Origin of the sequence: Anaerofustis stercorihominis (genome assembly GCF_024623185.1) — a bacterium.
Taxonomy (GTDB): domain Bacteria; phylum Bacillota; class Clostridia; order Eubacteriales; family Anaerofustaceae; genus Anaerofustis.
In genome coordinates this window covers 1-13938 of the sequence record NZ_JANJZK010000006.1, presented here as the reverse complement: position 1 = coordinate 13938, position 13938 = coordinate 1, and the positions used below count along the sequence as shown (strand labels likewise).

At 34.5% G+C, this 13938-nt stretch carries 15 protein-coding genes; 8 read left to right on the top strand and 7 right to left on the bottom strand.

Annotation, left to right across the window (positions count from 1 at the left end; translation table 11 throughout):
- The first annotated feature begins 10 nt into the window (after positions 1-10).
- A complete protein-coding gene (locus tag NSA01_RS04730; protein ID WP_257480362.1) occupies positions 11-526 on the top strand; it encodes an adenine phosphoribosyltransferase in 516 nt (171 codons plus the stop codon).
- Positions 527-543: 17 nt separating this feature from the next.
- On the top strand, positions 544-1140 hold the full coding sequence (locus NSA01_RS04725; protein WP_257480361.1) for a hypothetical protein: 597 nt from the start codon (positions 544-546) through the stop codon (positions 1138-1140).
- Between the two features lie 48 nt (positions 1141-1188).
- On the opposite strand, the gene NSA01_RS04720 is transcribed toward NSA01_RS04725, so the two are convergent.
- From NSA01_RS04720 to dtd, 5 genes are read right to left on the bottom strand one after another with little or no spacing between them, the layout of a single operon-like run.
- Entirely contained in the window at positions 1189-1545 is a 357-nt protein-coding gene (locus NSA01_RS04720) for an MmcQ/YjbR family DNA-binding protein (RefSeq protein WP_257480360.1), read from the bottom strand.
- Positions 1546-1588: 43 nt separating this feature from the next.
- Positions 1589-2956 carry a coproporphyrinogen dehydrogenase HemZ gene (gene hemZ / locus NSA01_RS04715; RefSeq protein ID WP_257480359.1) on the bottom strand — a complete coding sequence of 456 codons (1368 nt, stop codon included), beginning with the start codon at positions 2954-2956 and terminating at the stop codon, positions 1589-1591.
- Complete coding sequence (locus tag NSA01_RS04710; protein WP_257480358.1) at positions 2953-3579, bottom strand: MBL fold metallo-hydrolase; 627 nt, start codon at positions 3577-3579, stop codon at positions 2953-2955. The genes hemZ and NSA01_RS04710 overlap by 4 nt, the downstream gene beginning before the upstream one ends.
- A 1-nt stretch (position 3580) precedes the next feature.
- Positions 3581-4108 (bottom strand): hypothetical protein, encoded by a 528-nt coding sequence (locus NSA01_RS04705; RefSeq protein WP_257480357.1) that lies wholly within the window; start codon positions 4106-4108, stop codon positions 3581-3583.
- 5 nt (positions 4109-4113) lie between these two features.
- A complete protein-coding gene (dtd, locus tag NSA01_RS04700) occupies positions 4114-4563 on the bottom strand; it encodes a D-aminoacyl-tRNA deacylase (RefSeq protein WP_257480356.1) in 450 nt (149 codons plus the stop codon).
- Positions 4564-4811: 248 nt separating this feature from the next.
- On the opposite strand from dtd, the gene NSA01_RS04695 reads away from it, so the two are divergent.
- The 6 genes from NSA01_RS04695 to NSA01_RS04670 are packed head-to-tail and all read left to right on the top strand — an operon-like array spanning position 4812 to position 10978.
- Positions 4812-5369, top strand: coding sequence for a Maf family protein (locus tag NSA01_RS04695; RefSeq protein WP_257480355.1), 558 nt, complete (start codon positions 4812-4814; stop codon positions 5367-5369).
- A gap of 6 nt (positions 5370-5375) precedes the next feature.
- A complete protein-coding gene (gene radC / locus NSA01_RS04690) occupies positions 5376-6050 on the top strand; it encodes a RadC family protein (RefSeq protein WP_257480354.1) in 675 nt (224 codons plus the stop codon).
- A gap of 37 nt (positions 6051-6087) precedes the next feature.
- On the top strand, positions 6088-6786 hold the full coding sequence (gene ispD / locus NSA01_RS04685) for a 2-C-methyl-D-erythritol 4-phosphate cytidylyltransferase (RefSeq protein ID WP_257480353.1): 699 nt from the start codon (positions 6088-6090) through the stop codon (positions 6784-6786).
- 9 nt (positions 6787-6795) lie between these two features.
- Entirely contained in the window at positions 6796-8637 is a 1842-nt protein-coding gene (locus NSA01_RS04680; RefSeq protein ID WP_257480352.1) for a thiamine pyrophosphate-dependent dehydrogenase E1 component subunit alpha, read from the top strand.
- Positions 8637-9617, top strand: coding sequence for an alpha-ketoacid dehydrogenase subunit beta (locus tag NSA01_RS04675; RefSeq protein ID WP_257480351.1), 981 nt, complete (start codon positions 8637-8639; stop codon positions 9615-9617). Before NSA01_RS04680 ends, NSA01_RS04675 begins: the two co-directional genes overlap by 1 nt.
- Positions 9618-9634: 17 nt before the next feature.
- Entirely contained in the window at positions 9635-10978 is a 1344-nt protein-coding gene (locus NSA01_RS04670) for an E3 binding domain-containing protein (RefSeq protein ID WP_257480350.1), read from the top strand.
- Between the two features lie 27 nt (positions 10979-11005).
- Here the strand turns inward: NSA01_RS04670 and NSA01_RS04665 are convergent, their stop codons facing one another.
- Both NSA01_RS04665 and NSA01_RS04660 read right to left on the bottom strand, forming a co-directional pair.
- Positions 11006-13045, bottom strand: coding sequence for a hypothetical protein (locus NSA01_RS04665; protein WP_257480349.1), 2040 nt, complete (start codon positions 13043-13045; stop codon positions 11006-11008).
- Between the two features lie 8 nt (positions 13046-13053).
- Positions 13054-13758, bottom strand: a complete 705-nt coding sequence (locus NSA01_RS04660; protein ID WP_257480348.1) for a hypothetical protein — start codon at positions 13756-13758, stop codon at positions 13054-13056.
- Positions 13759-13938: the final 180 nt, after the last annotated feature.

Below are 13938 nucleotides of genomic sequence, written 5' to 3'. Positions count from 1 at the left end.
GGGATTAAATATGGATTTAAAAGAAAAGATAAGAGTAATAGAGGATTTTCCGAAAGAGGGTATAAGCTTTAAAGATATAACGACTCTTGTAAAAGATAAAGAAGCTCTAAATTATACAATAAATGCGTTATGCGATTTGATAGACGGTGAAGTGGATTTGATAGTCGGACCGGAGTCTAGAGGATTTATCTTCGGTACCGCTGTAGCTTATAAAATAGGAGCGGGTTTCGTTCCCGTAAGAAAGCCCGGAAAACTTCCGGCTGAAACCATAAGCTATACTTATGACCTTGAGTACGGGACTGACACTATTGAGATACATAAGGATGCGATAAAAAAGGGTGACAAAGTCGTAATAATAGATGACCTTATTGCAACCGGAGGGACTTTACAGGCAAGTGCTAAAGCCATAGAAATGCTTGGCGGAGAGATAGTTTCCATTGTATCTTTAATGGAACTTACGGGTCTGAACGGAAGAGATAAATTAAAGGGCTACGATGTAAAAACATTGGTTCAATACGAATTTTAAGGTAGGAAGTGATTTATATGATTACACCAAAATTACTGAAATTAATATATACATTTTCAGTGTATCTTGCTTTGGCGGGAATACTTATTTTCGCTCTTCTAAAGATAAAGAAATTAATGGATAATAAGGGAAAACCGAACTTGGATGAGAATATAGTTCAGAACAATACTCCTAAGATACTGACTTTAAGCCAAAGTCAGCTCAGTAAATCTCTTACTGTAAGATATTTTTCGATATTCACATTTTCGGGATTTCTTCTGGTATTCGGGTTTATGGGTATACAGACCCTTGCAAATCATATCACGATGAAACCCAGCGTAGTGATAAGTTTTCTTTTGGGACTTACGGGGCTTGTTATATTTGCTCTTGTTGAGTATGCCATAGACCTTATGGTCAAACACGACGCTATATTTTCCGCAAATACAGTAGGGCTGGAAGCCTTAGTTTATAAGGATATAAAAGCTAAAAGAGGAGCTATGGGAAAAGTAAGGGTTTCTATCAATGATGAAGTCATCGAGTTTGAAGCCGTAACCAATGCTGAAGTGACTCTTCGTAAAGGTTCTAAAGTAAAGATAACGAATTCTCTCAGCGATACATGCGTAGTCGTGGAATAAAATAAAACGCCTAAGGGCGTTTTTTAATGTTATTTATATGTAAACAGTTTATTTGGTTAAATCATAACTTATCTCTATCAAGTCATAAATATTTTCCAAAGGGTAAGTCCCGTCCAATAATACGGTTATCCAGTGTTCTTTATTCATATGATAAGCGGGAAGGATACCCTTTTCATTCCTAAGAGAACCTATGATTTCGGGAGGACATTTTAAGTTTATTGTGTCGATACTGCCTTCCCCTTTGATATTTAGTCTCTTTTTTTCGATGTTCATTACCAGAGCAAACCATTTGTTGTTATGATTAGGCCTGAAAACTTCGTAGTCGGGAGTCTTCTCCCACGGATGATCCGCTTCGATATGATAATTTTCTTTTATAAATTTATGTATATCATCTTTATATGACACAGTTTTCTCCTTGTGTATCCTTTTAAATAAATTAAAGCTTGTTTTAAATATTTAAGTATTCATTGTATTCTTCAGTTTTTCTCTTTATTATTTCATCTATATCTCTTATATAAATATTGGTATCCTTAGTCGTGTCTACTCGGTATGTCTTATCGTTCGTTTTATCGAATACTTTGCCCGCACCTCCGGCACCGAGGGCAAGTATGGTGCTTTTGTTTTTCATTGTTTTGATGTTATAAATACATTCTCTGCCTTTTTTTGAAAATCCGACGTTTTCTCCCATACATAGGCTTTGTTTTTGCTTATAAAGATAATAAGGATAATATCCGTTTTTATCAAGTATATCAAAACATCCTTTTTGAACTTGGTAAAAGTCTTTATCTTCGTATTTTATATTATCCATATCACTCGACCTTTTAAGAGATAAGGTATGGATAGTAATATTATCCGCTTCTAAATCTATCAGTGTCTTTACTTCATTTATAAAATCCGAAATACTGTCTGAATTAAGCCCCATTATTAGGTCGGAGTTTAGTGTGAAGTTATATTGTTTTATAAGGTCTGCTGCTTTATAGAATACATCGGGAGATATATCTCTGTTAAAGTTATAAAGGACGTCTTTACTCATTGACTGAGGGTTTAAGCAGACCCTGTTTACCTTATTGTTATTTAATATACTGAGCTTTTCTTTTGTAAACATATCCGCACGCCCGAGTTCGTAAGTAAATTCGATATTTTTATCTTTGATTATATTTTTTAAAATGGAGCTTATAAGCTTATGTGTAAGTTCTTCATTTAATATCCCGGGAGTTCCTCCGCCTATATAGATACTGTCTAAAATGACATCATTTTTATTTATCACTTCCGATATCATCTCTATTTCTCTTATAAGGCAGTTTACATAATTATCTAAAACGGTATCGTTACTTTTGCATATCTTTGAGGGAAAAGAGCAGTAAGAACATTTTGCGGGGCAGAAGGGGATATGTATATAAAGACTTGATTTGTTATCGTCAATAAGCTCTTTTTGAATTTCCTTTGTTTTAAGCAGGAGTTCTATTTTATTTATGTCCATAATATAATCGTTTCTAAGTATATCTATCAGTTCTTCTCTGCTTTTATCCTTATATAAATCCAGGATATTTATAGGCTTTACCCCTGTAAGTATACCGTAGGGAAAAATTTTATGGGTTTCTTCTTTTAAGGCGTTGTAGACCGCTTTTTTTGTTGCGTTTTTTAAGGATATATTTATCTCTTCTTTATATATTTTATCTTTATACTCTAAATATACAAAATTACCCTGAGAGTATAATTTCATTTTTATGTCTTTATACTTATCAGGGTAAAATAGCTGAAGTATTTCACGAACGTGAATTTCTTTTATTGTTTTGTCAATTTGAATGTTCATCATTCTCTGAAAAATCCGTTGTATTTCTTTTCCCCTTCTATATCCGTAGGGTCGCCGTGACCGGAAAGAAGAGTATAATTTTTATCAAGAGTATAAATTTTATTTCTTATGGAACTTTCGAGAACTTCTATACTGCCTCCGTAAAGGTCTGTCCTTCCTATGGAGCGTAAGAACAGAGTATCTCCGCAGAATATTACTCCCGCGTCGTCTATTTTATAGCACACTCCGCCTTTAGAATGCCCGGGGGTAAATATCACTTCGATATCACTTCCTTCGAAGTCTATCTTTTCTCCTTCGTATACGAATTCATCCGCTTCTCTTATTTTTATCCCCATTCCCATCATGAGTGCCGAGCCGTTTTTATTTGGGTTTTGAAGCATTTCATTATCCAGCTCATGAATATATACTTTTGCTCCCGTAGCGTCTCTTACCATATCGACACCCGCAATATGGTCGAAGTGTCCGTGAGTTAAGAGTATCTTGTCTATGTTTAGATTTTCTTTTTTTATATAATCAAGCAGTCTTTCGTCATTATGACCCGGGTCGATAATTATTGATTTATCGTTTTGTGTTATTATATAACAGTTTGTTCCGACCGGACCTAATTGAAATGATTTTATATCCATATTATTTATTCCTTTCTTCTTCTCTGCATACCGAGCAGCTTCCCTTTGATATGAATGTTTCTTTTTTGTAGAAGTTTACCATATCGGGGTCTAATTCTTTAAGTATCGCAGTATGTTTTTTGCATAATATCTTCCCGAAGTTTTTAAGGTACTCCTTCGGTATGTCCGTCTCGTATAACAGAGGTTCTCTTTGTATATCTTCTTTGCATATGACCACCATATAGGCTTCGTCTTCGTCACTGTAATCCGTGACGAATTTAAAGTGCAGATCATGCTTTGTAAAGAAGTCTACCAAATATGTTTGTATATCATCATCGGTCATTTCGCTTACTATTATCTTTTTTATTGGGAGTACTTTATTTATCTTATCTATAAAATATGTCACCGATTTGTTGTTGGCTATTTCCTCTTTGAAATAACAGTAAATTTCATCTTCAAAAACCCCCAGTATCCTTCTGGTTTTGCAGATGTCTTCGACCATTAAATCATTTTTTAAAAACTCATGAACGTCTAATCTTTTTTCACTCATGATGATTACTCCTTAGTTTTGGTATCGAACAGAATGGTAACGGGACCGTCATTTACAATATCCACTAACATATCTTCTCCGAATATGCCTCGCTTAACCGAAATACCTTCTTCTTCTATTTTTTTCATAAAGTAATCATAAAGCTCGTTTGCTTCTTTCGGTTCCATTGCATTTACAAAACTTGGTCTGTTGCCTTTTTTTGTATCCGCAATAAGGGTGAACTGCGATATTATAAGCATTTGTCCGTCTATGTCTTTTATGGATAAATTCATTTTGCCGTTTTCATCTTCAAAAACTCTGAGGTTTGATATTTTTCTTGCCAGATAATCGGCGTCCTTTTTTGTGTCATTTCCCTCCGCACCGAATAGGACGTTAAAACCTTTGTCGATATTTCCGACTATTTTTCCGTTTATAGTGACCTTTGAACTCTTTACTCTCTGAACAACAGCTTTCATGAAAATTTATTTCCTTATCTTGTAAATTTTTCTCTTTTCTAACAAAAATTTATTATATCATACTATAAATATGAAAGTCCATATTTATAATATTAAATTGTGTCATTTATGTGACAATATACACTTATTTTATTTGATTTTCATATAAACCGATACTCCGTGAAGTCCTTAAATGCAGGGCTTTTTAAAAGCTATAAAACTTGAAAGTATAACCTTTTTTTGGTATAGTAACTATAAGTGAGGTTTTTATGAAGAAAATTATATTGGCATCGGCTTCTCCAAGGAGAAAAGAGCTGTTAAAATTACTGGATATAGATTTTGATATTATCGTTTCTAATTGTGAAGAAGTCTTTGATGATGAGTTATCCGTTTATGAGAATTTAAAAAATATAGCTTATTTAAAGGCTTATGATGTTTTTAAGGATAATAATGATAAACTTGTTATAGGTGCCGATACCGTAGTTTACTCAGACGGCAGAGTTCTTTTGAAGCCAAAAGATAAGGACGATGCGAGAGAAATGATAAAATTTCTGTCGGGAAAAACTCACAGTGTTATAAGCGGTATATCTGTAATAACGAAAGAAAAAAATATCAGTACGGCAGTCGAGACCAAAGTAACATTTAAAGAACTTGATGATAAAGAGATAGAAGAATACATAAATACAAATGAGCCTTATGATAAAGCCGGCGGATATGCCGTTCAGGGTATCGCAGGTAAGTTCATAAGTAAAATCGAAGGCGATTATTTTAACGTTGTAGGGCTTAGTATAAGCACATTATACGATATGTTAAAAGAATTTAGGTAGGATAAGATGAAATCGGACAAGGAAATACTATCGAGCATTGAACAAAGATTATTTGACGAAGGTGTCGGGGAGCTAAGTGACAGTGAGCTTATCGCCCTTATAATAAGAAAAGGGGACAGTACGAAAAGCGTACTGGAGCTTAGTAATAATATCATAAGAAGGTACGGGAGTTCTCTTAGGGATCTTATAGGGATTACAAGAGAAGAACTTAAAAATGATAATCCGGGAATGACGGATTTAAAATGTGATATGATTTTGGCTTCTTTGGAAATAGGCAGGAGAGCTTATTTGAAAAGAGAGAAGCAAAAGATAATAACATGCGTCATGGATATAGTGGATCTGCTTTCCTATGATATGAGCTTTTTGGATGAAGAGCATTTTAAAGTCATACTCTTAAACACCAAAAATATGGTCATAGAAACAGAGCTTATCTCAATAGGGACTATAAATACGTCTCTTGTTCATGTGAGGGAAGTATTCAGGAATGCGATAAAGAAAAATGCCAACAGTATAATCTTGGCTCATAATCATCCAAGCGGAGATTCCACTCCTTCCATAGAAGATAAACATCTTACAAAGAGACTTAAAGACGCCGGAGAGCTTATAGGAATAAAGGTAATCGACCATGTTATCATAGGCAAGGATAATTACTTTTCATTTATGGAAGAAAATATGTTATAATAATATATTATTTATTCTTTTTAATAGGAGTAAAAATATGAATGATGATTTTGTAAGTGTAATAATCCCTGCTGCAGGCAGAGGAACGAGGATGGGTAAGAGTATCAATAAGCAGTACATATCTTTAGACAAAAAAGCGATACTTACCCATACTATCATAGCTTTCGATAAATGTCCTTATATAGATGAAATACTTATTGTCGTTGCGGATAATGAAGAAAAGTTATTCAAAGATAAGGTACTTAAAGAATATAAGATAAAAAAGCCTTATAAGCTGGTAGTCGGCGGAAGCACAAGACAGGAATCGGTTTATAATGCGGTAAAGAAAGTTGATGAAAGGTGTACTATAATATCCGTACATGACGGTGCGAGACCTCTTATTTCCAATAAGGAGATAATAAACACCGTTCTCGGAGCAAAGAAGTTCGGAGGATGCGTGCTTGGGGTACCCGTAAAGGAAACGGTCAAGAAAGCGGACAATGAGGGATTTGTATCCGCTACGGTGGAAAGAAGTACGCTTTACAATATAAGAACACCTCAGGTTTTTAAGGCGGATATCTTAAAAGAAGCTTATAAAAACGCAGAGGAGAAAGGTATCATCGGAACAGACGATTCATACCTCGTGGAAGAAAATAATGTAAAAGTAAAGATAATAAAAGGTTCTTATAACAATATAAAAATAACAACACCTGAAGATTTAATCTACGCTCAAGAGATTTTATCAAGCAGAAACTAGGGGGTTACAATGAACATAAACAACCAAAAAATCGTTGAGTTATTTTATAAGATGCTCAAAGTTAGGGTTTTTGAAGAAAAACTGGCATCTTTATACGAAGAAGGAAAGATACATACAAACTTATATTTATCCATAGGACAGGAAGCGGTAAGTGCGGGAGCAATGGCTGCAATAAACGGCAAGGACAAAGTTTTTACATCACATAGGAACTTTGCGGCTTCCATATGTCTGGAAATGGATATAGAAAAGATGTTTCGTGAGATAATGGGGTTAGACGGAGGTTATACCGACGGTATGGCGGGACCTGGATATTTTGCTGATACAAAGGCTGATATCTACGGTGCTTCGGCGGTCCCTGCGGGAAATGTTTCCGTAGCGACGGGGGTTGCTATGGGAGAGAAGATACATCATACGAACAATATAGTAGTTTCCTTTATAGGAGAGGGCGCTGTAAACGAAGGTGTGTTTTCAGAAAGCGTAAATATGGCTTCAATGTTTAAGCTTCCAATAATATACTTGGTTGAAAACAACGGATATGCAAAAGGACAGAGCTTTTCCAAAACATCTACGGTCAAGGATATAGCTTCCCGTGCAAGCAGTTATTCCATACCGGGCATCATAGTTGACGGGAACAATGTACTCGATATGTACGAAGCGATGCTTACGGCTTCAAGCTATGTAAGAGGGGGAAAAGGTCCTATAATCCTTGAGGCAAAGACTTATCGCTTCAGCGGACATCATCTTGCGGATAAAGCACTTTACAGAAGTTCAAAGGAACTTAGGGCTTGGTTCGATAAATGTCCTATAAAGCTGCTTAGTAACTATATGCTTCAAAATATGGTCGGGATAGATGATGACCTTCAAATGATGAAAGACACCATTTCGGCTGAAATGGACAGGATAATAAATAAAATACTAAACGAAAAAGAGATTCCTAAAGAAGAACTTGAAGAAAAAGAAGAAGAAAAGATTTCAAAGAAGACTCAGATAGAAGAAGAATTAAAAGCTTTACTTGAACAGAAAGAATTTTTGAAACAGGCTGACACTTCGGTTATGATAGAAGAGCCTAAGTTAAAATCCGCTTTTACCGAAAAAGATGCGGTAGGGGGCAGTGAAGAAGAAATAAGAGCCAATGACCAAGTTTTCGATGAAATAAAGAGGCTTAAAAATATATTCCCGGAAAGAGACGATACTCCTAAAGAAGAGCTGAGTGTAGAGGATATACTAAGAAACGGTCATACTCATACCTTGATATCAAACACCGACGGTTTTGCGGATGTTGATTTCAGGGATACCATGAGAAAGAGACCGGAAAAGGAAGAAAAAGAAGAAGTAGTTACCGAAGAAGAAAAAAGATATATTTCAAATGCGGAGAATGTGCTTGAAAATATATTTAAAGAAATAGATGAAGAAGAAAAGAAGTATACCACTACTGTGGTAAACAGTGATATTTATGACGATATAAGCATGAAAGCGAACATCGTAGACGGTTATGAAAAAGAAGATGAAGATAAGATAACTTTTGTAAATGCGTCGGTTGAAGAAAGTTCAGACTACAATGATTTGAGAAAGCAGAATATAGAACATTTCGAGCCTATAGAAGAAGTAAATCCTTATTATGACAATACAAAAGATGATTTGTTCAGTAATTATAACGAAGACGACGATATCATAAAGGAATATATGAAGAGTCTGAATATGAACAGCGAACAGCCTTTTACAGTCTCATCAAGGGGCAGTTCACCTGTTATAGATGTAAGTGACGGCAATGACGTATCTGATTTACATAATATGCTTGAAATGGAAGATGAAGCGGAACTTGACCTTGATATCTTCGGGGAGGGCAGATAATGATAGAATTAACTTTTAAACAGGCAATCAAGAATACTCTTTTATACGAACTGAGAAAGAACAGGAACAGTGTATTCGTTTCTCAGGATATAGGGGTATTCGGCGGAGAATACAAAGTAAGCAAGGGATTTGACGTACAAATACCTGAAGAGAGGATAATAGAAGTACCGGTAAGCGAAAATGCTTATATAGGTTCAAGCGTAGGACTTAGTCTAAACGGGTTCAACGTAATAACTGAAATACCTGGAACTAAGTTTTTGATAAGGTCTATGGATCCGATAATAAACTATGCTTCAAAGCTTAAAGCCTTTGGTACTAAGGTACCGGGGAGTCTTCTTATAAGATGTCCAATAGGATATACTCCTTACTCCAGTGTGCAGGATAACGAGTCTGTTGAGGCTGTAATGGCACATTTCCCGGGTATAAAAGTGGTTTATCCTTCGACACCGAAAGACGCTATAGGTCTTATGCGAAGCTCATTTTTAGAGCATGACCCCGTAATATTCTTTGAAAACAAGAATTTATATAATGTTAAAGGCGAAATAAGTGAAAAGTCGGAGGAAAGGATACCTCTGGGAAAAGCCAATATAATAAGAGAAGGAAGCGACATTACAGTCATAACCTACGGAAGCATGGTAAAAGAAGCAATGAAAGCCAGCGACGTAGCATATATGAGTGATGTAAAAGTAGAAGTAATAGATTTAAGGACCATAAAACCAATCGACAGCGAGACTATAATCAAATCCGTTAAGAAGACGGGAAGAGCCATTGTAGTGTATGAAGGTTATAAAACATGCTCCGTCGGAAGCGAAATAGCAAGTATAATCGTTGAAAGCGAAGCTTTTGATTATCTTGAAGCTCCGGTAGCTAGGATGTGCAGTGATGATAATTTCACACCTTTCAATCCTATAAAGGCTAAGGAAGTACTGCCGAGTTCAGGTAAACTTTTAGAAAAAATAATGCAGTTGGTTGAATATTAAGACGAAAGGAGAATTTCATGACAAACTTAGGGAATTCAAAACAAAAAGCAAGCCCCGCCACAAGAAAGCTGGCTAAGGCGTTAGGCATAGATTTATCACAAATAGAAGGAAGCGGCGAAAACGGACGTATCGAAGCCGCTGATTTAGAGCGTTATCTAAACGATAGAAAAAGACTTGAAGAAAATAATATAGAGAATATTTCCATTAAATCAAGCAAAGAAGACGAAGAATTGAAGATATTGGAACAAAGGATAAATATGATAAACGATGAAGTCGAAGATAAGACAGCTGATAATACGAAGATATATTCAAGCAGTGAGACCGATGAGGAAATGGAGGAGTTAAATAATGCAGACTCCGATATAATTCAGTTTATGATAAAACATCAAAATGATATTTATGATGAAGATAATTCTTCAAAGGATATCATCGTAAATTATGACCAGACTTCAAGTATCATTACAAGCGAAGTAAAAGAAGAAGCTAATGATAAAGAAGAAAACGAAGAAATCCACGATACAAAAGATACTATAGAAAAGATGAACAAGGCAGAGAATGCGAAAGAAGTGTATACTCCCGTTATCGAAGAAGTGATATCCAAAGAATACGATGATGAAGGCAACGAGATACCTGTCGTTCCCGTTGAAAACAGTGTCACTCATCAGGTAATAGTCCCTGTGGAACATTCCGAGGTAGCCGAAGAATATCCGGACACGGATAGAGAAGTAAATGAAAGCTACGGAAAAAGAGTCGTTATAACTTTGAATGATGATACCAGCAGAAGCGTAGTTATCAATAAAGACGGTAAAAGCAGTGAAGAAAAAACCGTAAGCGACCAAAGTCAATTAGTTATTGAGACTCATACTCATAACGTAGTTACCATGGGTATAAAAGCAAGTCTTGAGCTTGTAAAGGAAATGCTTGTTTCATACAGTGATTTAAGCGAGAGAAAGATTTTCAATACCGTTGTTAAATCCATAGTTTTTGCTTTGGAAAAAAATAAAATAGCTTCCTTCAAGGGAGATGTTGCGATATATAAATATGACAGTGAAGAAGGCTTTACGGGAAGAAAGCTAAGCGGTATAAACGAGCTTACTGTAAGCCAGATGGATAAGAGGATGAAATACATAATCGAAGGGGAGGATATCGATTTTAGGATAACCGATATAAGTCCATTAAAGATAGATTATTATTATCCTAAGGCATGTGAAGATAAAGTAGATATAACAGTCCTTATTCAGGACGAGCATGTAAAAGTATACTTGAGTGCATGCGAAGATTTGATGAATTTCAATGAATGTGCGAAAGTCCTTTCAAATATCAAATCTGTGATAAACAATCCGAGCTTGATGCTTGTATAATAAAAAGACACCTATTTGGTGTCTTTTTTAAATCGTGATATTACTGAATTCTTCGTCCATTTCGTCGTCGCTGAAGTTAAGTTCATCATCTTCTTTATCCTTGACCGACGCGATTTCTTTTAGTGCTTCGGCTTCGTGATGTTTATTATCCTTTATTGTATCTATGTTTTCTTCGACTTTTAGGACTTCTTCTTTTAATTTGTTTAGTTCTTCGTCGATATCTTTATCTCTTGCTCTTCTTTCTATATTCGATAGTTCCTTTTGAACCTCTGCTTCAAGCTGTTCTATCTTGCTCGTCGTTTTTGCAAGTTCTCTCATTATTCTGTCCAGTTCGCTTTCAGGTTTCTTTTCTTTAAATACTTCTTCTTTTTTAAAGGGTTCCGATTTCGCCACTTCTTCTATATCAAAATTTTCAAGTTCTTTTATTAGTGTCTCTTCATTCTCTGAATTTTCTTCGATTACTGTTTCATTAATTATTTCTTTTTGGTTCTCAGCCTTTTCTTCTGTTTCTACTGCTATTTCTTCCGCTTTGATATCTTTTATTTCTTCTATGATTTGAGTTATTTCTTCCTCATTTTCCTCTTCTAAGATAAATCCTATTTCATTGAGTTCGGTATGTGAGGTTTTGTTTTCTTCTTTTATATCATCTGCCCGAGCAGTATCATTGATTTTAGTTTTTTCAGGATACTCCGTAAGTTCCTTTTCATATCTTTTATCCTCTATCAATTCAAATTCATTTATATACCCGTAGATTTCTTTTTCTTTGTAATAAGCTTCTCTTTTATTTTTAAAGTTAAACCTTGATAATAATATGTTTAAGTTATAAAGCTGTCTGAACCCAAGGTTATAAATAATCGTAAATCCTATAAATTCCAAACTTTGTGATATATTTATGTTTTCTCTCAGTGATATTTTGTCGGTAATATGAAGGAGGATATTCTTCACCGTATCAAAACTTATATATAAAAGTATAAAACAAAGTAAAGTAAGTGGTGAAATCACTTTTATTATCGTGAGTAATATGGATAAAATGATTATAGGGAATTCCAGTATTGGATTTATAATCCCCGTGAATAAATCATATAATCCTCTTATGGTGTTAAATGGATTTGCATTATTTATGTTTTTCTTTATTATATATCTGTCTATAATGTCGTAGGTGACGTATTCATGTATATCATCTATTTCTTCAAAAGCCAAAGCATCATAATTTAATCTGAAGTCATCTTTATATATTTTAGTAAGTCTTTGTTTCAAATCGTTGTTTGGATTTGATGTTTCAGAGTTGAAACCTCCGACCTCACGTATTTTTTCCAAGTTATATAAAGTAAAGTCGTTTCCTATTTCCTCACCGTTTAAGAATTCAAAATTATAACTCTTTTCAAATAATTTATTTTTGATGTTTCTTAGAATGGAAAAACATGCGAAAAAATTATGCGTCTTTATGCCTTTATACTCAAGATCATCTCTTTGTATATAGCTGTCATCTTTGATTATCCCCGAAGTAAAAAGAGTGTCGTCGTCAATGAGGAATTCACTTGTAAGCTTTTTAAGTGCGTTTTTTTCAATAAAGATATTTTTCTCGAGATCGAGTATCAAATCGGCATTTGTGTTATCCGCCGCTGCATTGATACCGTTCCACTTATTTGTTTTTTCCGTATTTAAAAGGTTTATTTTGCCGTTTTTATATATTGAGATTATTTCGCTCTTATTGATTTTATATTTGATACTGCCTGAGTCTTTCTTTAAATTGAAGAAATTTATTATCTTTCTAGCGAATTTCAAATCCCCTGAAGTATTTATTATATATATGTCGAAGTTATCATAATCCAAATATAAAAGATTTTTTACCTTTGCCATAAACTTATTTATGTTAGGCTCGGCACTTAATATTATGGATATTTTCTTTGATTTTTTATCCTCGATCAAGTCTTTATATCTTTTGTTGTTTTTATGTATTTGTCTGAATACCAGAACGGAGGGGATAACTCCCGCAAAAAGAGATATTATCCCGTACATCAGGATATATATGGTCATTATTATAAAAATTATGTATAAAGTGTTCATATATCCTCCTAATTTTCCAGATAATCTCTTAAAGTGAGTTTTAGTTTTATATTGTCGGTTTCGTCTTTAAGTCTTTTAAGTACCGGAAGAAGTATTTTTTTTTCTTTGAATTTACTCAGTGCGGTCTTAATTTCTTCAAAAGAATAGTCTGCAAGTTTATCGCACGAAATCACTATTGCTTTAGCGAAAGTGTTTATATCTCCTCTTAAGGATATTACTGAAAAAGCATGAGCCCTTATTCTTTTGGAGTTATTTTTTAAACAGTTAAGCAGGAACTCGTTTGCCTTTTCATCTTTTATGTCGTACGAAGCGGTAAGTGTTATCAAATCATTAAGCTTATCGGAATAATCATCTTCATATAGGAAGTCAATATTTTGATTTGTTTTAGTATTTATTTCTTCCATAAATTTTCTTGTAATGGTTTCATGGTCGGTATCCGTAAGTACTTCTTCAGCCTTTTTATAAAATAAACTCTTCATAGCTTCATCTTTATTCATGTTTAAGCATATGAATTCTATGTTTTCGCTTTGAGGGAATTTCCCGTGAGAGAGATTATCGAAGCTTTCCGTGACAGCTATGATAAATTTTTTTATCTTGATATTAAAAATTGCATTTCTGATTTTGCTCCATAATGATGATAATGAAAAATACAATATCACAGCAATCAGAATCATTAACAGTGCAGTGAGTACGATCAATGTAAATTTGTTCATATTTCCTCCTAAAAATCTATTTTAGTATATCATAATTCGTTTTCTTTTTCAAAGAAACAAATATCAGGGGCTCTGCCCCTAAAACCCTCTGCGGGGTTTCGCCCCGCACCCCACCAAAAATTTGCTCGTCCAAATTTTTGGATTAAAGGACGCCGCTCAAGCCGCGGTGGCTTATAACGC

What these genes read in the sequence shown, in the direction of transcription:
- NSA01_RS04730 (WP_257480362.1), top strand. Translation starts at nt 11, where the DNA reads ATGGATTTAAAAGAAAAGATAAGAGTAATAGAGGATTTTCCGAAAGAG.
- NSA01_RS04725 (WP_257480361.1), top strand. Translation starts at nt 544, where the DNA reads ATGATTACACCAAAATTACTGAAATTAATATATACATTTTCAGTGTAT.
- hemZ (WP_257480359.1), bottom strand. Translation starts at nt 2,956, where the DNA reads ATGATGAACATTCAAATTGACAAAACAATAAAAGAAATTCACGTTCGT.
- NSA01_RS04710 (WP_257480358.1), bottom strand. Translation starts at nt 3,579, where the DNA reads ATGGATATAAAATCATTTCAATTAGGTCCGGTCGGAACAAACTGTTAT.
- NSA01_RS04705 (WP_257480357.1), bottom strand. Translation starts at nt 4,108, where the DNA reads ATGAGTGAAAAAAGATTAGACGTTCATGAGTTTTTAAAAAATGATTTA.
- dtd (WP_257480356.1), bottom strand. Translation starts at nt 4,563, where the DNA reads ATGAAAGCTGTTGTTCAGAGAGTAAAGAGTTCAAAGGTCACTATAAAC.
- NSA01_RS04695 (WP_257480355.1), top strand. Translation starts at nt 4,812, where the DNA reads ATGAAGAAAATTATATTGGCATCGGCTTCTCCAAGGAGAAAAGAGCTG.
- radC (WP_257480354.1), top strand. Translation starts at nt 5,376, where the DNA reads ATGAAATCGGACAAGGAAATACTATCGAGCATTGAACAAAGATTATTT.
- ispD (WP_257480353.1), top strand. Translation starts at nt 6,088, where the DNA reads ATGAATGATGATTTTGTAAGTGTAATAATCCCTGCTGCAGGCAGAGGA.
- NSA01_RS04680 (WP_257480352.1), top strand. Translation starts at nt 6,796, where the DNA reads ATGAACATAAACAACCAAAAAATCGTTGAGTTATTTTATAAGATGCTC.
- NSA01_RS04675 (WP_257480351.1), top strand. Translation starts at nt 8,637, where the DNA reads ATGATAGAATTAACTTTTAAACAGGCAATCAAGAATACTCTTTTATAC.
- NSA01_RS04670 (WP_257480350.1), top strand. Translation starts at nt 9,635, where the DNA reads ATGACAAACTTAGGGAATTCAAAACAAAAAGCAAGCCCCGCCACAAGA.
- NSA01_RS04665 (WP_257480349.1), bottom strand. Translation starts at nt 13,045, where the DNA reads ATGAACACTTTATACATAATTTTTATAATAATGACCATATATATCCTG.
- NSA01_RS04660 (WP_257480348.1), bottom strand. Translation starts at nt 13,758, where the DNA reads ATGAACAAATTTACATTGATCGTACTCACTGCACTGTTAATGATTCTG.